A 23,598-nucleotide genomic window follows, 5' to 3' on the forward strand; every position below is an offset into this window, starting at 1 on the left:
CGCGGATATTTCATTTTTTTGAAACCTTAGTGCGCTAAATTAGATCGTTATTTATCTGCATTAAGGACTTCCCATGAACCCCATTCTGAAAGACGTGGAGCGTAAAGGCTGGTCACGTCGGGTTTTTCTTCGCAATCTGTTTTTCGCTGGCGGCAGTGTGGCCACAGCAAATTGGCTAACCGCTTGCGGCGGTAGCAGCAGTAGCAGTAGTGGATCTGGCGGTTCTAATGCGGTTTTTCGCAGTAAATTTAATACCATTGGCCCACTGTTAGAGCCCAATGAAGACGGCATTCGCTTGCCCGCCGGTTTTACCTCGCGCATGGTTGCGCTTTTCGGTGAGCCAACACTGCCCTCGGTTGATCCCTTGTTTTTCTGGCACTCCGATCCCGATGGAGGTGGTACTTTCCGCACCGAGGACGGCGGCTGGATTTATGTGAGTAATTCAGAGGCCCGCGATCTAACCACAATTCGCGACCAAGACCCCACGGGTATTTTCCGTCAGGGTTTGGATCGGGATACCGCGCAGTATTTGCCGCCGTTTTTTGGTGGTGGTGTGAGCGCGTTACGTTTTGATGCCGAGGGTAATTTGATTGATGCCTATGCTTGCCAGCGTGGCACCACCACAAATTGTTCAGGCGGTGAAACTCCTTGGGGCACCTGGATTAATGGTGAAGAAATTTACGACGGCAAAATGTTTGAGTGCAGCCCGCTGCGCGATGGTGGTGAGGCGGTAGAGCTGCCGTGCTTTGGTCGTAAAGCCCATGAGATGGTGGCGATTGATGTTGATCATCGCGCTATTTACCACACCGAAGATATAGATTCCGATACCGACCGTTTCTATCGCACCGTTTGGGAATTGAGCGATTGGCCGGTGGCCGATCAGCGCCCCAATATGGATGCCGGTAAATTGCAGGTGTTGTATGTTCCTGCTGGTATTGATGCTGCGCGCGAAGGTCCAACCCCCTTCGAGTGGAGTGATGCGATTGATGATGGCACGCCGCAGCCAGACACGGTGGATAGGGTCGATGCCACCATTTTTGGCGGTAATGAGGGCGTGTGGTATCTCAACGGTATCGTCTTCTTCTCTACCAAAAGTGATGACAATATCTGGGCGATGGATATTGATGGCGGCACCATTGAAAGCATTTACAACCCTGAAAATGGCGTGCCCGGTTCGCCCTTCGATCTTGATGAAGAGCCGCTAACCGGCGTTGATAATATTGCCATGACCCTAGATGGTGAAATGCTGGTGGTGGAAGACGGCGGCTTTATGCGCTGCATGGTATTGCTGCCAGATCGCCGCACCATTCCATTACTGCAATTGCCGGGCAGCGCTTCATTAACCGAAGTAACCGGTGTGGCGATTGGCCCAACTGGCAATAAAATTTATGTGTCTGGTCAGCGCAGTCGTCCGCTGGGAATTTTCCCGCCTGAGCTGGAACCGGGTTCATTGATCCCTACCCGTGTTGCCGGTGTGACCTATGAAATCACTATGCCGTTTTCGGTGCGGGTGAATCCGCCCTTGGCCAAGCCCCTGTCGAGTTAAGTCTTGCTCTTGCTTGCGCCGGGCTTAAAACGCCTGGCGCATATCCAAGCCAAACATGCGGGGCTCGCCCCAGGCCTCGTTGTACACCCCGGAAGAATCCGCAACCGCGACCACGCCAATGCGATAGCGCTCGTCGGTTAGGTTTTTAATCCAAGCCGAAATAATGCGATCACCACTATCGTTTTGCCAACTTAGACGAGCGTCGGTAAGTGTGTAAGCGGGCTGCCCGGCCTTGGCGGGGTCTTCTTTAAATGCGGTATAGGAGCCGGGGTCGAAGCCGTAAAAAATATCGCTTTTATAGCTGATGTCGAGCCGGGCGGTGAAGTCGCCAAGCTCGCTGCGCCAACTGTATTGCGCGCCTACCGAGGCGGATTTGTCAGGTGATACGGGGAAGGTTTCCTTGCTGCGATCTATCCATTTTTCCTGTCCGATAATCGCAGCCTGTAAATCCAATTCATTAAATTCCAAGTAACGGTAATTATTCAGGCTCAGGCTGGCGTTGAGCTGCAAACCTTCGGCGGCTAACCAGAGAAATTCCAGCTCGGTGCCGGTGATTTCTGATTTACCCGCGTTGCCAAATACCACCACGGCGTTTTGCGCCGAATCCGATGCCACGGCAATCAATTGCTGGTCATCAAAATCCATCAGGTAGATCGCGCCATTTAGGCGAACCCGCTGATTAAAGGCGTCGAATTTAAAGCCCAGTTCATGGTTGGTGACAATTTCAGGATTAATCCGCTGTAGTCCATCGACACCGCGTGGCTCAAAAAAGCCCGACTTAAATCCCCGGCTCCACGTGGCGTAAACCAGGCCACTATTAATCACGCTTTGATTTAACCAGCGCTCCGGCAGGGTGTAGGACAGCGATACCATCGGTGTGCTTTGCCGAAAGGTTTCCTCGCGGGTTTCGCTGCGAAATGAATTGGGGTCAATGGGGTAATCCAATAAGGCATCGCCATTGGCATCGGGGAATAAGGCGGCGGCAATACTGACGGGGTCATCGCGCCAGCCGAGTGGGCCGAGATAGGGGAAGAAACCTTCTAAACCCGGCCCAAACAGGCCGAGGCTGGTCGTGCTGCCAAACAAGGGGTTGGTCATTAAACGTTGCTCAATGGCCGCCATATCCGCCTCAGTTGTGCCCAGCGTGGAGTAGCGCAATTCTTCGGTCATGCGATAGCCCACGGTTAACTCAAGTTGCTCGGTAATGTCATAAGAGGCTTGGGCAAAAAGCGCGAGGGATTCATTTTTTAAATCAAAATCAGACACCACTAAGGGCAATCCGACAAAGCCGACCAGTGGTACGGTGCCGCCGGGAGCGGGGCGCGTTGGTGCACTGCCCGCGGCAATCTCGGCCAGAGTTTGAGTGTCGATACCGCGAATGACATTCGAGGTGCTGAAGTTTTCGGTATTGGTTTCGCGCATGGCAAAAAGGCCGGTGGTGTAGCGCAGGCGTTGATCAAAGGCGCTGCCATTGATTTGCCATTCAAGGCTGTAGGAATCACGTTCGCTGTCTTCGGTATTGATATAGCTGGTCCACAGAGCGGGGCCGCCGTCGGGATCACTAGCTTGAATCGGGCCTTCTTTCTCATCGCGAATACCCAGCACCAGCTTCATATTTACATCTTCACTGAGTTGCCACTCGGTGGTGGCGGCCAGCAAAATGGTATCCAAATCTTTGGTGAGCCGAGGGTTAGCGCCTTGGTTGGAGGTTAGATCGCCCAATACCGCGCGGGAGTTGGCGTCACAGTTTTCCTTAAACTTGGTTAAATTGCTGGGGTCAGTATCGCCGGGGTGTGCCACCCACAAACCTTCGTAATAGAGGGCTTTTTTATTGGGCAGGCTACAGTTGGTGCCGGTCATATTTTCGCGAATTTTTCCTAAAAAGAATTGGGTGTCTAAGCTCCAGCTTGCGCTCGGTTCCCAGCGGGTTTGTAGCAAGAAGGCCTGACGGTCGTTGGTGGGGTTATTGCTGCCTTGGCCAATGTTTTTGAAGTAGCCATCGTCCTTGGTGATATTGATGGCGGAGCGCACAAAGAAATGCTCGCTGACTGGAAAGTTGGCGCCCGCTTTTAAATGATGTTGCGCGTAATTGCCCACGCCAAAATCGACATAGGCATCGCGGCTATCGTCGGGTTTTTCCAGACTGACAACCATGGCGCCGCCGGTGGTGTTTTTGCCGAACAAGGTTCCCTGCGGACCGCGCAACACCTGAATACTACGAACATCTACCGTGTCGAGTAACTGCCCATCTGAGCGCGGTAGAAACAAGTCATCGAGATACACGCCAACGGTGGGATCAACCCGCGCAAAGCCGGTGCGCTCACCGATACCGCGAATATAAATCTGGTTGGCTTGGCCTTTACGAATTTCCAAGCTGGGTACAGATTTAGTCAGTTCCTGAGTATTGGTAATGCCCCGTTCACGCAGTGCTTCGGCGCTGATCGCGGTAACCGCTATGGGCGTTTCCTGCATGCTTTCGCTGCGTTTACGGGCGGTAACAAAGACCTCTTCCAGCACGGCGCTAGACTTGCTTGCTGTCGATTCTGGCAGGGTTTTGGGCAGAGTTTCTGCCATGCTGGCCGTGGCCAGTAGTCCTGAGACAAGCAGAAGCACGGAGGCAAGCGGAAGCGGTTTCAAAACGGCATGACGAGTGATCAAGAGACACCTCATTTCTGGGCGGGTGATCTACCGCTGAGGAAGGTTCACCGCCATGATTATTGTTATGACTCAGAAACTGTATTTGTAACTTAGTATATTTTTACACCATAGTGTAAAAATAACGCAAGTGTTATTGAGGAATCTTTAAAGACGAGAGAAGAAGCGCTGTTGCACTTCTATCTAGATGGGCGGGAATTTGTAGGTTTAGCCGATTTGCCGCAAACGGAAATTGCGGCCTTTCAATTTGCCTGTAGCCAGTTTGTTATAGGCTTTTTTGGCGCTATTTCTGGCGACCGCCAGATAGCTTTTAGTGTCAAAAATCTGAATCTTGCCAACGTCTTTGCCGGCAATACCGCCTTCACCAGTGAGTGCGCCCAAAATATCGCCGGGCCGCAGTTTCTGTTTTTTGCCGCCGTCAATTTGCAGCGTGACCATAGGCGGAGTCGGGGGCGCGGCATTGAGAATGGCTTTGCCCGGCAGCGGCAAGGCATCCATGATTGGATCAATTGAAAGATTCAGGGCGGCCACTTTATGGGCTTCGCGGTCGCTGAATAAAGTAAGCGCCAAGCCGGTTTGTCCGGCGCGCCCGGTACGGCCCACCCGGTGGGTATGCACTTCTGGGTCATGGGCCACCTGATAGTTCAGCACCAGCTCGACGTTATCAATATCTAAGCCCCGAGCGGCAACATCGGTAGCGACCAAAACCGTGGCACTTTTATTGGCAAAGCGCACCAGCATTTCATCGCGATCGCGTTGTTCTAAGTCGCCGTGCAAGGCTAAAACACTGAAACCCCATTGCTGAAGTTGCTCGCTGACCTCTTTGACTTCTTGGCGGGTATTGCAAAACACCACCGCTGAAGAAGGTTGTTGTTCGAGTAATAAGCGTCGCAGTGCTTCACGGCGTTGCTCATTGCTTTCCACTTTGTAAAAGCGCTCTGGAATACTTTGTGCGCTGTGGCTGGCATCTACCCGCACCATGACCGGCTTGTTTAAAACCCGTTTAGCCATGCTCTCTATGGTGTCGGGGTAGGTCGCGCTGAACAGCAGGGTTTGCCGTTTTGTCGGCAGTTTGGCAACGATCTTATTCAGGGTTTCTTCAAAGCCCATATCCAACATGCGGTCGGCTTCATCGAGTACAAAGCAGCTAATGTCGGCGGTTTGTAGAGAGCCTTTGCGCAGGTGTTCTTCTACCCGGCCCGGTGTGCCCACAATGATATGGGCGCCGTGTTCCAGCGAGCCCAGCTGTGGGCCAAACGCGGTGCCGCCGCACAGGGTTAAGACTTTGATATTGTGAATAGCACGGGTCAGACGGCGAATCTCTACGGCGACTTGATCGACCAGCTCGCGGGTGGGGCACAATACCAGTGCCTGAACCCGAAAGCGTTTTACCTCTAGGTTGTTAAGTAGGCCCAGACCAAAAGCGGCGGTTTTACCGGAGCCGGTTTTCGCTTGAGCAATCACATCTCGGCCTTCCAATACCGGTGGCAGACTTTGGGTTTGAATGGGTGTCATATCCTGATAGCCGAGCGTGCTGAGGTTCTCGGTGAGTTCAGTGCGCAGATTCAATGTGGAAAAAGAGGTGTTACTCATAAGGGGCGGCGTTCAGGTTGGAGGGGAGTTGTAGGGTGGTGGCTATTCTAACAGTGATCGCGGAAAAGGCGTGCAGCAATCCCGGCAATACGACCAGTTATTAAAAAACTTAGATTAGAAATGGAATCACCATCGCCTACTCAAGCGAGCTGGCGATGGTTTGTTCGAATAGTTAAGGCTGATGCTTAGGCGGGTGCTTTAGCGCGGCATTTGTATTCGCCGGTGCGGGTATCGATTTCGATCCAGTCATCAATCTCACAGAAGTCGGCAACTTTTACTTCAGTGCCGTTGCTCAGCTTGGCGGGTTTCATTACCTTGCCAGAAGTATCGCCACGGGCAGAGCCTTCGGTGTAAGTGATCTGACGAACGATGGTCGTCGGCAGGTCAACGGAAATCACTTTGCCCTCAAAGAAAACCGCTTCGCAGATATCGGTCATGCCATCCACAATATAGGGCAGCACGCTTTCAATATCGTCGGCGTTCAGTTCGTATTGGTTGAAGTTGTCGTCCATAAATACGTAGGTGGTATCCATGGAGTAGGAGTAAGTTACGGCAACTTTTTCAAGAATAACAGGCTCAACTTTGTCGTCGGCTTTGAACACAGTTTCAGTGGTGGAACCACTGAGCAGGTTCTTGAGTTTCATCTTAACAATCGCGCTGTTGCGACCGGATTTGGTGAACTCAGCCTTCTGAACCATCCAGGGCTGACCGTCAATCAGCATCACGCTGTTGGCTTTCATTTCTTGTGCGGTTTTCATATTGGAATCCGAAAAAGGAAAATAGGGATGCCAGCCGCGTGAGGTGGCCGCGCATCATAACCAGTTTCGGTAAAAACGCCAAAGTGATTCTGCAAGATTTTTTTGCTGGCTTAGATCGGTGCACCAATTTGAGGCGTGGGCGCGGTTGGTGGCGCTCAATAAAAACTCCAGCCAGCCCTTGTGTGGCGGGGCCTCGGCGGAATTCCAAGCCATTGAAATTGAACGATATTGAGCCGCATTTTCGGCTGTCATTGTGCGGGTATAATGGCTTAAAAAAGCCTCTAACTTGATCAGATGGGCGGCTTCCGCTTGGGGGTAGATATGCCAAAGCATGGGCTGGCCAGCCCACTGCGCGCGAACAAACGAATCTTCACCGCGAACCAGATTTAGCTCGCAGCTCCAAAGCAATTGGTCGTATTCCTGTTGGCTAATAAAGGGAATGGCTTGAATACATAATTGCCCTTTTTGATACCGCTCACCTACGTTTAATTTTTGCTGCGCAAGATACTTGGCTACCGCTTGGGAAATGAGCCCTTGGGGGATCAGTAAATGACAGCGCTGCGTGCCATTCGCTAATTCATCCAGCCACAACGGTAAGGCGGTATTGGGATAAGTAAATAGGGAAACTAATACGGCTTGGTTTGTTTGGTGAACGCCCAAGCTGGCCAAAAACTGTTGCTTGGCCCCGCCCTTGCTTTGAAAGCGGCGGCGCTGTTCGATTAAATTTTCTTCTCGCAGCAAACCACCGGTTTTGTCAGTAAAGCCGGGAAAGAAAAACGTTTTCTTTAAGCCATTGGTTTGCGGAGAGGGCAATAAATGGCAGCTCTCTACCCAATCCTCAGCGCTTAAATATTCAAGGTTTAACCATAGCGGTGCCTGTTCTCGCTCGCTCATGGCCTTGAGGTAGGTGGCGGGTAAGTCGCAGCCAAATGCTTCTATCACCACATCGGCGGTTTGCTCTGCCGTGGTTTGCGGCCAGTGTTCGGGCCATGTGTGGATGGCCACGTTTTCAAATTGCGCTTGTTCGTTTAGGAATGTGACGCTTGGGCAGATGGCTAGAAAGGCTTCAGGTTTGTCTACCCAAAGCCGAATAGCTAAAGAGTATTCATTGGCCAGTTGTCGGGCCAGACGCCAGCAAATCCCGATATCGCCGAAGTTGTCGACAACACAGCAAAATATGTCCCAGCGGGGAGGGATGTTTATTGTTGTTGGGTTGCTAGGCACTGGCTTGCTTCTTCACCGTTTTATTTGGCGTGGCCAAATTCAGAGCGCCAGTGGCCGGGTGTGTAACCTGTCCAGCTTTTAAAAGCGGCGCGAAAGTTCGCCGTTTCTTGGTAGCCTAATTTCCCCGCAATCAGGGTGATTGGCATGGCGCTATTGCTTAGATAAAACTTAGCCATTTCTTCGCGTGCTTGTTTCAATAAATCGCGAAAGCTTGCATCGCTTGCTGCTAGTGTTCTACGTAATGTGCGTTCACTCATATTCAATGATCGAGCAATATCCAGCGCATTGGGGCTTTGCGCCAGCTTGCTGCGAATTTGAGAAATCACCCTTTCTGGCAGGTCGCTAATATCACCTTTTTGCTCCATTGCCAGTTCGCATTGTTCGATGGCTACCGCACGGTTGGTTCTGTTTGCCGTCAGCAATGGCAAGTCAGCGACATGGCTAGGGAAATAAATAAGATTTCGCGGACTGTTGTCATAGATTTCATCCGCAATAATATTTTGATAACGCGCCCAGTAAGTGGGTTTGGTAAAGGCGATATCGGCGCGTACGGGTTTAATAGCTTGGCCGGTCAGAAATTGAATTGAGGGAATTAATGTTGAAAGTAGGATTTCGACAATGATGCTGTTTAAGTTCTGAAAGTGGGAGCGTGTATCAAATTCAACAATAAAGCCGTCGTCTGTATCAAAACATGAGAATTTGACTAAGGGAAATGCCAGCGTTGAATAGCGTGACATAAGCTGTGTGGTATCTCTGACATTTTCGCAATTCACCAAGGCCTGACTTAGTGTGCCGAAACCGGTGATATTGATATTGCGCCCCAATTCAAAACCAAAGCTGGGCTCGCCATATTGGGACTTGGCCGCAAGGATAAATTGCTGGAATTGAGCTTCGCTGACCGAATCCAGAATGGGATTAAAATTTTCCTTGGCTAGCGAGGCCGCTTGCCATAAAGGTAAAGATTCGAAGCCGTTCTCCTCGAGGAATTTCTCCGCGTAAGACAGGAAGTAGCCGGGTATGCGCAGCGGCGATTCTTGTCGTGCTGTGGCGGTGGTTTTGCTTGCGGTCATTGCTTTGGGTGCCGACATGAAGGGTATGGAGGAGTCGTTTTTATCATTGAGTTTGGCCGAAAATCACCCCTTTGTAACCGATTCTAGTATAGGCGCTGAGGAAACCGCAATAGATAATCTGACAAGCTTCCACCATTGAGAGGAGAGCGTTTTGGAACAGGCAACATATAATAATAAGCCCACTATTTCTGATGCCTTGTCGGCCTATGATCTAGGCGCAATAAGAAAATATCAGCGCAACCTGAGCGCACCGGATCTGGCGCATGTGCCCGGTGATTACGGTATGCCGTTTTTAGGGCATACCTATTGGTTTTTGACCAATCTTCACGGCTGGCTTGAAACCCAATATCAAAAGCATGGCCCGGTTTTTAAGATGAAAGATCCGCGCGGCGAGATGGTCTTATTGCTTGGGCCGCAGGCGAACGAGCTGGTTTTTCAGAACGATAATAAGGTCTTCTCAAATTTTCTGGCTTGGGATCAGGCCTTTGATCAATTGTTTGATAATAATCTTCTTGAACGCGACTTCAGCGATCACAAGGTACAGCGCAAGATTTTACAGCAGGCGTTTAAACGCCAAGCAATAGAAGGGCATATGGGCCTGATGGAGCCCTTGCTGCGCAATGGCATCAGTAAGCTGCAGAGCGGTCGAGAAATAAAGGCGATGGATTTTGTAAAATCGCTGCTGTTAAACACCGGTGCGCAAGTCTTTCTGGGAATGGAAGTTGGTGGCAAGGCCGATAAACTCAATGCGGCATTTGAGCGCGTTGTGGCGGGCACTATTGACCCTATTCGCAGCAAGGCGCTGTGGTTTTCACCCTTTGCTCGTGGCGTGCGGGCAAGAGCGTATTTATCAAATTACATTTTGCAGGCGATACCGGCGCGCCGCTCAGGAGCTGGCCAAGACTTTTTCTCTCAGTTTTGTCAGATGAAAGATGAGCAGGGCAAGTTCTTCTCGGCTGAAGAAGTGCGCGATCATATTCTGTTTTTATTGTTTGCCGCGCATGACACCACTACCAGTGCGTTAAGCAGCACGCTGTATTCTCTGGCGGCTCATCCCGAGTGGCAGGAAGCATTGCGGGAAGAGATAAACGCTTTGAATATCGAGAGCTTGGGCTTTGATGACGTCGATAAACTCGAAAAAATGGGCTTGGTACTGCAAGAGTCGCTGCGCATGTATCCGCCCTTGTCGATGATGCCACGCTTTGCGTTACACGATTTTGAATTTAATGGCTACCGTATTCCCGCCGGGACGCTGGTCGCGATTTCATCGGTGTTCACCCACTATATGAAAGAATATTGGAGCCAGCCTGAAACCTTTGATCCCTATCGCTTCTCGCCAGAAAGGGCGGAGCAAAAAGGACATTTTTATCAATATATTCCCTTTGGGGGCGGATCGCATAAATGTCTTGGGCTGCATTTCGCCCAGATACAAGCCAAAATGTTTCTGTTTCACCTGCTCAAAAATTTTCGAGTAGAGAAGAATAAAAAAATGACCTTATATAAATACAATAATGTTCCATTGACGTTTCCATCTGATCGATTGCCGTTGAGTTTTACCCGATTAAATTAAGTCGATGAAAAAGGCCTAGCCAAAATATAAAAATAAAATTGGGAGTAGTGGATTGATGTCTGCCCGAATCGTAAAAAAATATTTGCTTGTAAGTAGTGTGGGGCTGTTTCTTGCTTTGGAAGCCGCTGCGGTATTCTCAGCCGAACTGGCGCTGGAAGAAATTATCGTTACCGCGCAAAAGAAAAGTGAAAGCCTGCAGGATGTGCCGATTTCCATGTCGGTGGTCACGGGCGAAAAGATTCAGCAGGCGGGCATAAAAAATATTGAAGACCTTGCGGCCTATGTGCCCAACCTGAAAATGTCGCAGACCTTAATCGGCAATGCCATTTTTATTCGCGGTGTTGGCTCCGGGGTGAACCGGGGTTTTGAGCAGTCGGTGGGTATGTTTATCGACAATATTTATGCCGGCCGGGGCAATCAATTTCGCTCACCGTTTACCGATGTATCACATATTGAAGTATTGAAAGGCCCGCAGGGTTCCCTATTCGGTAAAAACACCATCGCCGGTGCAATTAATATCACCACGGCTAAACCGACACAGGAATTCTTTGCCGAAGTGATCGCGGCGGTGGAGCCTGAATACGGCAGCAATGATTATTCCGTGATTGCTTCGGGGCCGCTGACCGACAATATGGGCCTACGTTTTACCGGCAAGTGGTCGGAAAGTGATGGCTACTTACACAATATCGTGACTGATGAAGACGCTCCGGCGAAACAGGAGTCCATCGCCAGATTGGTGTGGCAGTGGGTACCTAGCGATAAACTGGATCTTGCCTTGAAGCTCGAAAAAGGCAGCTTTGATACCGAAGGCTCGCATCATCAGCTCAGTGATATTTCCGGTACCTTTTATCTCAATGCGATTCCGCTCAGCCAGTTGGAGGATTATCTCGATCCACGTGAAGACGGGGTTCTCGATGATAAAAACTCCGAGCGTAATTTTGCCGGCAAAGATCCCTATTCCATTACCGATAACGAAGCGGTGGTATTAACGGCTAATTACGATATAAGCGACAGCTTGATCTTTACGTCGATTACCGGCTATTCCGCCTATGAGTACGAGCAGACGGTAGATGGCGATACCACGGATATCGCGATTATTGGTCTGGAGCTATATGAAGATTTCACCCAGCTAAGCCAGGAGTTTCGCTTCAGTGGTCAGCTGAGTGACAGTATCGATTTTGTTGCCGGTGTTTTTGCCTCGCAACAGGATATGTACAATTTTCAAATTATCGATGGCGATTTAAGTACGGTTATTCCCGCCGGAACTATTATTGATAGCCTCTTTCCCTTGGCCCCTCTTAAAACCAGCGGCATTGCTGATTTTGATCAGCAAACAGAATCACTGGGTGTATTCGGCCAGGTGAGCTGGTTGTTGAACCAAGATTTTCAAATTACCTTGGGTTTGCGCCAAGGGCGTGAAACCAAAACCGTGGATAAGTCGCAAGTAGTGGCTAGCTTTGGTGAACGTGAACCCACTAACGACCCAATAAAGCTGGCAATGTCAGATTTTGTTATTGGTGTGGTTCCCCATGAGCTGCAAGGTTCTACAACCGTAGATTCACTCTCGCCAACACTGAATTTACAGTATTTTGTAAACAACGATGTGATGACCTATTTGCGTTTTGCCCGTGGCTTTAAAAGCGGTGGCTTTAATGCCTCGGATGGTGGTGGCGATCCCGCCAAATTTGAGTTTGATGATGAAGAAGCTGAAAACATAGAGCTGGGCGCCAAGCTGACGCTGCTCAACGGTGCAGCTACCGTGAATGCGGCTTATTTTAATACCACATTCAATAACCGTCAGTTCGCCACGCTGACCCCAACGGGCACCGTAGTGGGTAATGCCGCTTCATCAATAAGCGAAGGCTTTGAAGTGGATTTTCGTTGGCGAGCGGCCACCTTTTTGGTGTTAAACGGTTCAGCGGCTTATTTGGATTCCGAGTACGAGAGCTTTACCGATGCGGGATGTACGGCAACTCAAGTGGAGCAAGATCCGGGTAATCGCGCCTGTGTCCAGGATTTGTCCGGCAAAACTACAGAGTACGCAGCACCGTGGACCGCATCGTTAGGCGCGGTGATGTTCTTGCCCGTGAGCGAAAACTGGGTAGCTAGTTTGGGTGTAGATGTGAACTACACCGCGGGTTATTACTTATCTGCCGATATAGATGACGAGGATTACCAAAGCGACTACGCCAAGGTCAATGCGCGTTTGGCACTGAAACAACCCGATGGAAACTGGGAGTTTTCATTACTGGCAAAAAACCTGACCGATGAAATTACTAAAACCAATGGCAATGATGTGCCACGATTTATCGGTGCGCATTTTGCCGGTACGGCGCCGCCGCGAACCCTCACTATGCAGGTTACTTGGAATTACTAATTACAGGTTCAATGGTTGTGAGAAGAAAAAATTTTTTAGCAGCGTCATTTTTGTTACTGCTTTCAAGCAGTGCCAGCGCGCAAACCCAGCTTTATTGGGGCGATACCCACGTGCATACCGCGTATTCCAGCGATGCATTTCTCAACGGCAATTTTTCTATCGGCCCCGATGAGGCCTTTCGCTTTGCCAAGGGTGAGGTGCTTCATCATCCCTATAATAACCGTGAGGTGAAATTAGCGCGGCCGCTGGATTTCTTGGTGGTGAGCGATCATGCCGAAGCCCTTGGTGTGGTCGATAGTATGTATTTTCAGTCCAATTTCGACGAGGTCGGTTTTTGGTTGAGCCTGCGCCGGAAACTGTCTGGCTGGTTAGTTAAAACGCTATTAAATAGCGGTAATGGCGCGGCTACCTTTCGCAATATTCAGGCTCCGATTGCCGGCAATGTTGTGGGTGATCCTGTTGCTAATCCAGAGAATCGCCTACCCAAGGGCATGACCTTATTTGGCGATGTTTCCGGTATTGAGAAAAATATCTGGCATAAAATTATTGCCGCCGCCGAGCGCCATAATGAACCGGGAGCGTTCACCGCCTTTATTGGTTGGGAGTGGAGCTCAACGCCGATGGGCGCGAATCTTCATCGGGTGGTGTTTACACCAGATGGCGCGGATAAGGCAAGCCAGTACATGCCGTTCAGCTCTTTAGATAGTCAATATCCTGAAGATCTTTGGCGTTGGCTGGAAAGTACGGCGGAGACGACGGACTCACAATTTATTGCCATTCCGCATAACTCCAATGTCTCCAAAGGTTATATGTTTGCTAAGTCGACCCTCAAGGGCGAGGCAATGACGCAGGAGTACGCGCAGCTTCGTTCCAAATTCGAGTCGGTGGTTGAAATCACGCAAATGAAGGGCGATAGCGAAACCTGGCCTGACCTGTCGCCAGAAGATGCCTTTGCCGATTTTGAGGGCTATCCCCACTATCTGCAGCCAAACCAAGATGGTGATTACCGTGCAACTCGGGCGGACTTTGTGCGGCAGGCCATTGCGAGTGGCATGGAGTTGGAGCAAAGCCTCGGCATCAACCCCTTTAAATTGGGCGTGATTGGCTCAACCGACACCCATACCGGATTTTCTACCCCGGATGATGATAATTTCCTCGGTAAGATGGCATTTGATTCGGTGCCAGAAAATAAGGCCAGCCGAGCCGGCTTGCCTTCGAATGGTTGGGGCGTGTCGGCCTCGGGTATTGCGGCGGTATGGGCCGAAGAAAATACCCGCGAAGCGATTTTTAAAGCGTTTAAGCAGCGTGAGGTTTATGCCTCAACCGGGCCGCGCATTAGTTTGCGGGTATTTGGCGGTTTCGATCTTGATGAGGCCATGTTGAATTCAACGCAATTTGTCTCTGAAGCCTATAAGCGTGGAGTGCCGATGGGCGGTGAGCTAATGGCGGATACAAAAAAGCGGCCGCTGAAAATTGCCATAAAAGCACTGCGTGATGCCGAAGGTGCGAATCTGGATCAGGTACATATTGTTAAACTTTGGCTGGATAGTGAGGGCAAGCCTCAGGAAAAAGTTTACCCGGCCTTGTGGAGCGGGCAGCGCCCATTGGCCAGTAATGGTTTTCCTGAGCCGGTTAAAAATACGGTGAATTTACTGACCGGCGAGCTGGAAAACTCGGTTGGGGCAACAGAGCTGAGTGGTGTCTGGCACGACCCGGATTTTAATCCCGATCAATATGCCGCCTATTATGTGCGAGTTATTCAAATTCCCACTGCGCGTCATTCGCTGTATGACACCATTGCTCTCGGCGTTTCGCCGGAAACCAGTGGTCAGCCAGCCACCATTCAAGAGCGGGCTTATTCTTCCGCGATTTGGTATACCCCTGCAGCAAGTTCTGAGTAAGTTCTATATTAATCAGTGTTTTCTATTGGCTTATCCAACGCGCTAATTTTTATCAGTGAGAGCAGCGACGCAAGCCATAAAAGAAACAGGCACAGCATAAGAACCGGAGTGGTGCCGATGTTCTCGGTACGGGTAATCTCGATGTAGGAGTAGCCGGTAATCAGTATGGCGATGAGCGAAAAGGTGATTGCACCGGGCCAAAACCGCCGATGCTTTGCTTTTATAAATGCGATGCCCCACGGCCCTGAGCACAGAATAAATGCAGCCAGCATTGCGCCGATAAAATTGAGTTTATCGTTTGAATAATGCTGGTAGAGATAGCTTTTTACCTCGTCCCAAGCCGCGCCCTTTGCATACGCAGTGAATAGCGCAATAAAACAAACAAGCAATGACAGTGTGACGAGCTTTCTGGCAACGTTCATATTGGAGCTGAGTCCTTTATTTCTTTTATGTTGCTGAAATGATGGGCACCACTGTAGTCATTTTTTTCGCCGGATACCACTTTTGCAAAAAGGCATTTTGCAGTGTGGTTGCCGCTTTGCTTGGTGTTGTCTGTATATGTGGAGCTACTTGGAGAGGAGTTAGGGGGAAATTTTTTCTTGCAAAGAAATTCCAATCTGTCGCATTCTTGGGCTGCTAACACCCTAAATAATAAAATCAGGTAGTACATGGCGAATATTCTTCGCGCAGCTGGGTTCCGCGGATTTACAGAGCTGCTCCTCGAATTGGGGGCAAATCCTGCAGAAATCTATGCGCAAACCGGGTTGAATGAGACACATCTGACTAACCCGGACAATATTATTCCCTCCCGGCAAATTGTGAGGGCAATGAACCTCGCGGCGGAAAAAACCGGACAGGCCGATTTTGGCTTGCGGCTGGGTTTGCGTAATTCCATCGACTTTATCGGCCCGGCGGGTTTGCTAGCTAAGCAAAGCGAGACCTTGGGTGAAGCCTTGCAGGCCTTGAGCCGCTATATCTCTTTGCACAATCAAAGCTCGCAAATCGCGATGAGTCAGTACGGTAAAAAATGCTTGCTGACTTACGATGATGTCACTCCGGGAATGAACAGTAACCCCCATCTTTGTGACCGCTCATTGACCGTGGGTGTGAATTTTTTCCGTTCATTTCTTGGGCGAGCTTGGACACCCTCGGCCATGTTTTTCAAACACCGTAAACCTGCCGATAGCAGCCTTTATGAAAAAACCTTTGCCTGCCCCCTGTTTTTTGACAGCGATGTTTACGCTATCGAGTTTGAAGCCGAGGCATTAACGGCCAGATCTAGCCAAACTGACCCGGCGATGCGGCAGTTTTTTCTGAATTATCTCGAAGAGCTGAAGCGTCAAAATCTCGGGGGGCTGCCAGAGCTGGTTGAAAACTTGATCCGTTCCCTATTGAGTACCGGTTGCGACCAGGAAGTGATTGCGGAAGTGCTCGACATGCATCCGCGAACCTTGCAAAAAAGACTCAAGGCCGAGGGCGTATGCTTTGGGGACTTGCTCAATAATGTACGGGCGGAAATGGCCACTCAATATTTATTGGAGTCTGATATTTCCTTAACCGATTTGGCGAGTATGCTGGGTTATTCTGAATTGAGTGCGTTCAGCCGCTTTTTTAGCGGCCACTTTGGTTGCTCGCCCCGTAATTATCGCAAGGCAAATAGAGCCGATTGCGGATAGATTTACCTTTCCTCTGCGCCCCTCTCATTAGTCGCTTGTTGGAAGTAACAAATATGTTACTATTTGGGCATGCCTCACACACGGGCTATGTCTGATGGTCTTTTTGAACTGAGGGTCAAGGGTAAGGAAGGTATCGCTAGGGTCTTTTACTGCACCAAGGTGGGCAAGCGGATCATTATGCTGCATGGATTTGTAAAGAAAACACAAAAGACCCCAAGTAAAGAATTGCGTAAAGCTCAGCAGCGTTTGAGCGAGGTTAAAAATGAAGCATAGTGAATTAAAGGAAGCAGCACTTTCCAAGCCCGAAGTGAAAGCTGCATATGATGAAATGGCTCCGGAGTTTGCGCTGCTTCGACAAATGCTTAAGGCAAGGCAAAGTGCAGGTCTGAGCCAAGCTGACGTTGCTGAGCGCATGGGTACGAAACCACCGGCAGTAACACGGCTCGAGTCGTCATTGGGTAATGGCAAGCATTCACCTTCGCTGGCCACTCTGCAAAAGTATGCACATGCGGTGGGCTATAAACTACAGGTTAAATTAGTACGTTCTTGATTGGGCCAACTTATAACAATCCGTCGCGGCAGCGAAAATGCGGCCTAGAGACAAATGTCCCGATAGATAAAAAAAGGGAGCCCCGAAGGGCTCCATAGGCGAGAGAGATTGCTAAGTTAGAACGCTTCTGAAATTAGAAGCGGTAGGTACCTTGCAGGGCAAAGGAGCGCAGGCGGTCGGTTTGTTTAAAGCCGTTGCCGTTGACCAGTGGCTGGTCGTTGGCGTTACCGGTGCTGGTCAGTTCATCGCCGAGGTTTTTACCAATCAGCGCCACTTCCCATTTTTCGTTCACATCGCCAAGACTGATGCGGGCATCATATTTGGTGAATGATTTTTGGTAGCCGTAGATAGGGTCAAGGTCAGCCGATACATATTGCTCATCGCTGTAATTGGCATTGAATATAAAGCGAGCCATCAAGCTGTTGCCCACTGGCTGGGTGTAGTTCAGATTGAGGTTAAAGGCGAGTTCAGGTGAGAACACATTGGTATCGCCAGAGGCATCGCGGTAAGCCGTAGTTGTGCCTGGGTTTACACAGTCGCCACGAACCGCGCTAGCGGGTGAAGCAGGTGTTGCCCAGCAAGGCGCATTGGGGAAGTCTTTGTAGGTGTTGTCCAGATAGCTGCCCGCAAAACCAACCCGCAGTTTTTCGGTGGCGGCCCAGTTTAGATCCACCTCCAGACCCTTGGCTTCAATCTCCGCCGCATTTTGTACAAAGAAGGCGGTGGCGCCGTCGAAAATACTGACCTGATAATCTTCAACAGTGACCATAAAGGCGGTGGCGTTTAGGGTCATGGAGTTATCAAACAGATAAGTCTTGATACCCACTTCGAAGTTTTGTGCTTTTTCCTCTTCGTATTCGAAGAACGGCGAAGTATCGCTGCGCAGGAAGCGGGCATCGAAGCCACCACCCTTGGTGCCGCTGGAGGCGGTTGCGAAAATCATGGTGTCGGCGCTGAGGTCATGTTCCAGTGTTAGCTGGTAGTTAACATCGGATTCGTCGCGTTTGCGGTCGCGAATATCGTGTTCATAGGTGCCCAATAAGCCGTCGTAAACCTCCTCGGTAATTTGTGCATAGGTGAAGCCGTTGCTGGCTAGGGTGGAGCCGGTAGGGCTGGTCAGGAAGGCGTCGTAATCAGCGGCGGTGCTGCCCACGGTTTGTCCGGCGCGATAGACCCAACCGCCAGTCATGCGTTTATTCAGGAAGTGATCGACTTCTTTATCTTCCGAGAAATAGCGCAGGCCGGCGGTTAAGCGGGTGGCGTCGGTAAAGCTCCAGGTTGCCGAGCCGAATACCGCCCACATTTCCTGTTTTTGATCCATGCCGTAGTCGCGGGTGAGGTTGGCCAGTTCGCGTGGGTCTGCCAGGCCGAGTTGCTGGAAGGCCAGCGTGCTACCAAAGGCTTCACCAGAGCGGTAAACCAAGTCACTGCTGTGATAGTAAGCGCCAACAATATATTCCAGTTGCTGCCCTACGGGAGACGCTATACGAATCTCTTGGCTGTACTGGTCGTAGTCTTCAGTGGCGTCAACTTGAATCAGTGGCAGGGCGGAGAAGTCACAGTCACAGATGTCGCGGTAATCGTAGTGCGCGTAACCGGTGGTGGCGGTTAGTTCGTGCTCGCCGAGTGACCACTGAAAAATCAGCGTGGCCAGATCCATGGTATTGGTGCTGCCTTCCTCTTTGTCAGGGAAGCCCAGCGAGCCAATAAAGGCGGGCTGGAGTTGGAATAATAGGGCGCCGCCGTCGTTATCGACCGCGCGTTCATCATCGTAACGCTCTGAACCATCGCCCCCGGTTGCCGCTGCGACCAGGGCTTTGTTCAAGTCGTAGGTAGCTTGAGCGCCGGCATTGTAGGGATTGATATCGGCAAGCTGGGTCGATTGTTGGGTAGAGTCAAACTTGCTGTGTTCCAGCTTGGCGGTAATGGTGAGGTCTTCTGCGGCATCCCAACGCAGTTTACCGCGCAGGGTTTTATCGTCGCGCTCGGGGCCGTCTTCGTTGGTCATCACGTTTTTGATATAGCCATCCATTTGATAACCGCGCACGGCCAAACGACCACTTAAAGTGTCGCTTAATGGGCCGGAGACAATCGCGCTGATTTCTTTTTCGCCGTAGCTACCGGCCATGGCGGTAATCGACGATTCAAACTCTTCGGTGGGGTCAGCGGTAATTACGCTGATCGCACCACCGATGGTGTTTTTGCCAAACAAAATCGACTGCGGGCCACGCAATACTTCTACTCGAGCCAAGTCCATAAACGGAGCGCGGGTGAGTTGGTGACGGCCCATGTAAATACCATCGTGGAAGATGGAAACAGATTGCTCGATACCTTGGTTGGCGCCGGGGGTACCGATACCGCGAATAAATACAAAGTTACCGATGGGGTTTTGCGCCATGGTCACGGCGGGCATATCGGCGGCGAAGTCTTCTGCGCGGGTTACGCCCATTTCACGAATGGATTCGCCGCTCATGGCGATCATCGAGATGGGTACGTCTTGCAGGCTTTCTGCGCGTTTGGTTGCTGTTACAAGCACTTCTTCAAGTACCGGTGCCGCAAGTGCGGAACTGGCAAGCCCCATTGCCAAAGTGCCTCGGCAAAGGGATTGAATGGTGCGGCTTAAGGACAGTTTCTTATGCATTATGCTCATGGTTTGCCTCTCTAGCGTTTTTCCTGATGCTTTTAAAATGATTATTGTTAGTGGGTTATTAAAGGGTGGACGGTCCTTGTCTTATCCTTGAAATTGTCAGCGCTATCTCCTTTTTTGCGGCTAATGTAAAAAGTTAGTTTTTTGTTTGTACTGTAGCTCAAAATGCATTTATCGCTAGTTCAACCAAATTGGTGAGCTATAGGCACGCTCTTGAATTTCAGTAGGAATCTTGGAATCCAGCTTGATGCCGTAACGGGCGGCATCGTAGGTGGTCCAGCGGGGGGTTGGAATTTGTAAAACCCGAGCGTAATAAAAGGCAGATTGTCCGGGGGTAAAGTCAGGGTCTTGCCATTCGCCACGAAGGGTGCGGCTGCCAATATCATTGGTGTATTCAGCGGTTTTTGCGTTCACTGTGCTGCCAATGGGTTTTAGCGTGCCCTTGCGTGACAGTTTGCGCTTGCCGGCCCAGGCAACCTCGTAAATCTTTTCTTGGGTTTTGCCATTGGCATCCACCCAGCCTTTAATAATTTGCACGCGATCCAGTTTGGCATCGGTGGGATCCATCATCGCGTCTACTTGGAAGGTTGGTGCCGACTGTTGATCTTTAACGATACTGCCCATGGGCAGAGTGTTTTTTCCGTTTTGTAGATCAAAGCGCAGCGTAATGCGCGGGCCAGTGGTGGCATAAACCTCGCGGCGTTGCATGGCGTCAAAAATCGCTTCGCGGGTGTTGTCTTCTGCCCACACAGCGGCATAACCCGAGGCGACCATTTCCCAGCCAAACACTTTCATTTCGCCAAAGCTGCCCAGCAGGTGCTTCCAGCGATCTGGGCTGGGTTCCATATAGGCCATTTTTCCGTAAAAGTTATCGGAATCGGCGGTGGCCAGCGCCGTGTGTGCATCGGTGGAGCCAATCATGCCGAACTGGTAGGGGTTAAGGCCGCGCTCGGTTTGAAATTTAAGGCCGTTTTTTAGCGCTTCGCGGGCGTACTCATATTGGAGCATGTCGTCTTGCTTTAAGGACGGGCCCAAATTGCCGGTGTCCCAGTTTTCAAAGTCGGCAAATTCATCATTGGGCGAAAGCAGGGGGTGCGCTTCGCCGTCGCCTTTTATTTGAGTGACTTCATAGAGTGGCTCCCAGCGCGCGCGAGTTTCCAGATATTCTTTGGTGAAGGGTTTTTGAGTGGCTGGGTTAATGTCTGGGAACATCAAACCATTACTGAGATTGCCGTTATGAGCAAGGGCGATTACTTTGCCGCCGGTCTTTTTCTCGTAGCTTTCCAGCCACTTCCAGAGGTCTTCCGGATTGCTGCTCTCCGCTGAGGTGAACGGAAGAACTTGCTCGGCAAAGCTGGCATCATCGCGATAAAGAATATTGCGGTGCAGGTTGTTGCCCTGTGGTGTTGAGGTCCATTCATAGCCAATAAGTGCGGTAAAACGGCCCGGTTCATTAAATTGATCTGCGGTTGCTACCTGTTTTTTCCAGACCTCTTTAAAGCCGTCTTTTTCATAGACAACTTTAGGTGCATTGCCGAGAGTCAGTGCTGCAACGACATCCATACCTGCTTGGTAGGCATCACCGCCTTTGCTGAGCAAACGCTGGCGCCAGCCTTGAATAATTGGTTCTTTGGTGAATTTAGGGTCATTGCTGTCCAGTACCTTTTTCATCACGCCCATCGCGTCGGAGTGGTCGGCAACGACTAGAAAATCTAATGGGCGAGACAGACGCACAGGCTGGCCGCTAGTGCTGTTAACTTGTTCACCACGGGCAAAGCGATACGCTGTGGCAGTATCCAGTCTTACCCCGAATGCGCGGGCATCGAGTGATAAGTCGGTATGTAAATGGGTGTCGCCCCACAATACTCGTTTGGTGGAAGTAGCACTGGCATAGGGCGAATAAACTTGTTCGCTGCCAGCTTGGGTGGTGATGGACAGCGCCGAGGCGATAAATGAATAGATCAATTTATGGCGAAATTTTGGCGCTAATTTCGCGCGCTTACCACGCACAATAGACATAATGTCTCCTTTCATATTTATTTTTATTGCAGTCAAATTAAATGACTATTTTGAAAGAAGTATAGGTCTTTATTTAGACTTTGCTTGACGGTAAGCGGCGTCAACTTGACAAATTGCGAATCCTTTTAAGTTTATCGATAAAAAATAGAATTTAGCGCCATATATTTATTGTTAGTATTTACTTAATAAAGCTGGCGGCACTTTGATCGACATACCCAATAACAACTGAGAATAACCCTTGCCTTGAGGGTCATTGCGCAAGCTGGCCACGCCACCACCACTGAGTACATCGTGCAGCAAAAAGTTTAGGCCATTGATGCCGGGCAAATAAAAGCGTTCTACCGCATCCGCCTGTTCGGGATTTTCTAAAAAGTGACTAAAGGCGCGAGCGACCCGTTCTTCGGTCAATGCTTGGGCGATATACGGCAGGTATTCTTCACGGCGAGCAATCACGCCGATATTGGCTTTATTGCCTTTATCGCCGCTGCGCGCCCAGGCCAAATCTTCTAAAGAAACGGCTACCCAATCTGCTTCTGCTGCGGCGAGGCAGGGTACAACATGCTCACTAATCACAGCAGGGTCAGTGCTGGCGACAGGCGCGCAATAACTTTCACACTGGCCATCCATTTCTATGCGGATATCGAATTCGGTTTTTGGCACTAGCAGCGAAAACAGACGCACCACCATCGAGGGCTTGGGCATGCCGCCCTGAAAAATACTGAGCCCCGGAGGTGCCGCCAAGGCAACGCCTAAGGTTTCTTTTATCAATAATGCTACGCCCTTGGGGGAGGGGTGCATGGCGGCGATTTTAATATCTACTTCACGCGAGCTTTGTTGGCTGCGTTCTGCGCCGTAATGGCCTTCGCAGCCGATCACTTCAATGCAGGTTTCGGTGAAGTCGGGTAGGCCTGCTTGGGTGAGGGCGCGGCGTGCACGGATAAGCGCATTGTCGGCAAAAACACGAGCACGGCGTTCGGCATCGCGGCCGTAATAGGTATAGATTTGTCCGCCGCGAAAGCCGTCTTCCCAAGTCAGGCTGACTTTGTAGTGATCGGGGGCGGGGTAGCCTTTAGCGCCGCTAACGCTGACCTGATTTTCTGCGATTTGATTGAGCGTAACCTCTGAAAAATCACAAATAACATCGGGCAGAATATAGCGCTGGGGATCACCAATTTCATAAACCAATTGCTCGGCAACGGTGCCAATGGTCACGGCGCCGCCGGTGCCTTCCGGTTTGCAGCAAACAAAGCGGCTGTCGGCGTTGATTTCAACAATGGGGTAGCCCGCGTCGGCCAATGTATCGGCTACAGTTTCCCAGTCGGTGTAGTTGCCGCCGGTCATATGGGTGCCGCATTCAATGAGGTGGCCGGCAAGACTGGCTTGCGCTAGATGATCCCATTGCTCGGCTTGCCATGAAAACTCATGAATACATGCCCCCAGCGTTACCGCGCTGTCGACACCGCGCCCGGTAACGACAATATCGGCGCCCATGGCCAGTGCTTGGGCTATGGGAAAAGCGCCTAGGTAGGCGTTGGCACTGACGATTTTTTCTAGCGCCGGAAACGACTTGCCGGAGAACATTTCGGTATACGCGGCGTCGGCCAGTTTTTGCTTTTCTTCAATCAAGTCGTCGCCGGTAATAATCGCGACTTTAAGGTTTAAACCTTGTTCAGCAATTAGAACGCGAATGGCTTCGCCGCAGGCTGTTGGGTTTTCACCGCCAGCATTGGAGATGATTTTTACACCCTGCTTGGAAATTTCTTTTAAATTGGGTTTTAGTGCGGCGCTAACAAAGTCGGTGGCATAACCTAACTGGGGATCTTTGGCGCGAGCTTTGGCCATGATCGACATGGTAACTTCGGCCAGATAATCGTAAACGATATAGTCCAGATTGCCACTGGCAAGCAGTTGAGGCGTGGCTAGTGAGGCGTCACCCCAATAGCCGCTGGCACCACCGATTCGAATGCTGGAAGTTGTCATAATGTCTCCTTGGTTCTGCCGCGCTAATTATT

Annotated in this window: 17 protein-coding genes; 7 read left to right on the plus strand and 10 right to left on the minus strand. The window is 50.5% G+C overall.

The features are described from left to right. The first annotated feature begins 73 nt into the window (after nucleotides 1-73). Nucleotides 74-1,546, plus strand: coding sequence for an alkaline phosphatase PhoX (locus IB286_RS07125; protein WP_190763968.1), 1,473 nt, complete (start codon nucleotides 74-76; stop codon nucleotides 1,544-1,546). 24 nt (nucleotides 1,547-1,570) lie between these two features. Here the strand turns inward: IB286_RS07125 and IB286_RS07130 are convergent, their stop codons facing one another. From IB286_RS07130 to IB286_RS07150, 5 genes are all read right to left on the minus strand, one after another. Next, nucleotides 1,571-4,120, minus strand: a complete 2,550-nt coding sequence (locus tag IB286_RS07130) for a TonB-dependent receptor (protein ID WP_190763970.1) — start codon at nucleotides 4,118-4,120, stop codon at nucleotides 1,571-1,573. Nucleotides 4,121-4,408: 288 nt separating this feature from the next. Then, complete coding sequence (gene dbpA, locus IB286_RS07135) at nucleotides 4,409-5,794, minus strand: ATP-dependent RNA helicase DbpA (RefSeq protein WP_190763973.1); 1,386 nt, start codon at nucleotides 5,792-5,794, stop codon at nucleotides 4,409-4,411. 185 nt (nucleotides 5,795-5,979) lie between these two features. Then, nucleotides 5,980-6,552: an elongation factor P gene (gene efp, locus IB286_RS07140; RefSeq protein ID WP_190763975.1), complete on the minus strand. Its 573-nt coding sequence runs from the start codon at nucleotides 6,550-6,552 to the stop codon at nucleotides 5,980-5,982. Between the two features lie 54 nt (nucleotides 6,553-6,606). Then, nucleotides 6,607-7,776, minus strand: a complete 1,170-nt coding sequence (gene earP, locus IB286_RS07145) for an elongation factor P maturation arginine rhamnosyltransferase EarP (protein ID WP_317889721.1) — start codon at nucleotides 7,774-7,776, stop codon at nucleotides 6,607-6,609. A gap of 20 nt (nucleotides 7,777-7,796) precedes the next feature. Further along, complete coding sequence (locus IB286_RS07150; RefSeq protein ID WP_190763977.1) at nucleotides 7,797-8,846, minus strand: AraC family transcriptional regulator; 1,050 nt, start codon at nucleotides 8,844-8,846, stop codon at nucleotides 7,797-7,799. Nucleotides 8,847-8,997: 151 nt separating this feature from the next. Here IB286_RS07150 and IB286_RS07155 point away from each other — a divergent pair, with 151 nt between their 5' ends. Genes IB286_RS07155 through IB286_RS07165 form a run of 3 tightly spaced genes read left to right on the plus strand, consistent with a single transcriptional unit; the run spans nucleotide 8,998 to nucleotide 14,694 of the window. Continuing rightward, complete coding sequence (locus IB286_RS07155; protein WP_190763979.1) at nucleotides 8,998-10,416, plus strand: cytochrome P450; 1,419 nt, start codon at nucleotides 8,998-9,000, stop codon at nucleotides 10,414-10,416. Between the two features lie 55 nt (nucleotides 10,417-10,471). Further along, nucleotides 10,472-12,793 carry a TonB-dependent receptor gene (locus tag IB286_RS07160; protein WP_190763981.1) on the plus strand — a complete coding sequence of 774 codons (2,322 nt, stop codon included), beginning with the start codon at nucleotides 10,472-10,474 and terminating at the stop codon, nucleotides 12,791-12,793. A gap of 50 nt (nucleotides 12,794-12,843) precedes the next feature. Next, entirely contained in the window at nucleotides 12,844-14,694 is a 1,851-nt protein-coding gene (locus IB286_RS07165) for a DUF3604 domain-containing protein (protein ID WP_223826190.1), read from the plus strand. 8 nt (nucleotides 14,695-14,702) lie between these two features. Here the strand turns inward: IB286_RS07165 and IB286_RS07170 are convergent, their stop codons facing one another. Together IB286_RS07170 and IB286_RS07175 are read right to left on the minus strand one after the other, a co-directional pair. Next, on the minus strand, nucleotides 14,703-15,116 hold the full coding sequence (locus IB286_RS07170; protein WP_190763985.1) for a hypothetical protein: 414 nt from the start codon (nucleotides 15,114-15,116) through the stop codon (nucleotides 14,703-14,705). After that, nucleotides 15,113-15,364, minus strand: coding sequence for a hypothetical protein (locus IB286_RS07175; RefSeq protein WP_190763987.1), 252 nt, complete (start codon nucleotides 15,362-15,364; stop codon nucleotides 15,113-15,115). Before IB286_RS07175 ends, IB286_RS07170 begins: the two co-directional genes overlap by 4 nt. On the opposite strand from IB286_RS07175, the gene IB286_RS07180 reads away from it, so the two are divergent. From IB286_RS07180 to IB286_RS07190, 3 genes are all read left to right on the plus strand, one after another. After that, nucleotides 15,363-16,370: an AraC family transcriptional regulator gene (locus IB286_RS07180; protein WP_190763989.1), complete on the plus strand. Its 1,008-nt coding sequence runs from the start codon at nucleotides 15,363-15,365 to the stop codon at nucleotides 16,368-16,370. The genes IB286_RS07175 and IB286_RS07180 overlap by 2 nt on opposite strands. Before the next feature lie 69 nt (nucleotides 16,371-16,439). Continuing rightward, on the plus strand, nucleotides 16,440-16,643 hold the full coding sequence (locus tag IB286_RS07185; RefSeq protein WP_190763991.1) for a type II toxin-antitoxin system RelE/ParE family toxin: 204 nt from the start codon (nucleotides 16,440-16,442) through the stop codon (nucleotides 16,641-16,643). Then, a complete protein-coding gene (locus IB286_RS07190; RefSeq protein ID WP_190763994.1) occupies nucleotides 16,633-16,920 on the plus strand; it encodes a helix-turn-helix domain-containing protein in 288 nt (95 codons plus the stop codon). The genes IB286_RS07185 and IB286_RS07190 overlap by 11 nt, the downstream gene beginning before the upstream one ends. A 133-nt stretch (nucleotides 16,921-17,053) precedes the next feature. On the opposite strand, the gene IB286_RS07195 is transcribed toward IB286_RS07190, so the two are convergent. From IB286_RS07195 to IB286_RS07205, 3 genes are all read right to left on the minus strand, one after another. Further along, nucleotides 17,054-19,570 (minus strand): TonB-dependent receptor, encoded by a 2,517-nt coding sequence (locus IB286_RS07195; RefSeq protein ID WP_223826191.1) that lies wholly within the window; start codon nucleotides 19,568-19,570, stop codon nucleotides 17,054-17,056. A 174-nt stretch (nucleotides 19,571-19,744) separates the two neighbouring features. Further along, entirely contained in the window at nucleotides 19,745-21,586 is a 1,842-nt protein-coding gene (locus IB286_RS07200) for a DUF3604 domain-containing protein (protein ID WP_190763996.1), read from the minus strand. Between the two features lie 171 nt (nucleotides 21,587-21,757). Beyond that, a complete protein-coding gene (locus IB286_RS07205) occupies nucleotides 21,758-23,566 on the minus strand; it encodes an acyclic terpene utilization AtuA family protein (protein ID WP_190763998.1) in 1,809 nt (602 codons plus the stop codon). Nucleotides 23,567-23,598 lie beyond the last annotated feature (32 nt).

It is taken from the genome of Spongiibacter pelagi, assembly GCF_014705705.1.
In the GTDB taxonomy this organism is placed as follows: domain Bacteria; phylum Pseudomonadota; class Gammaproteobacteria; order Pseudomonadales; family Spongiibacteraceae; genus Spongiibacter; species Spongiibacter pelagi.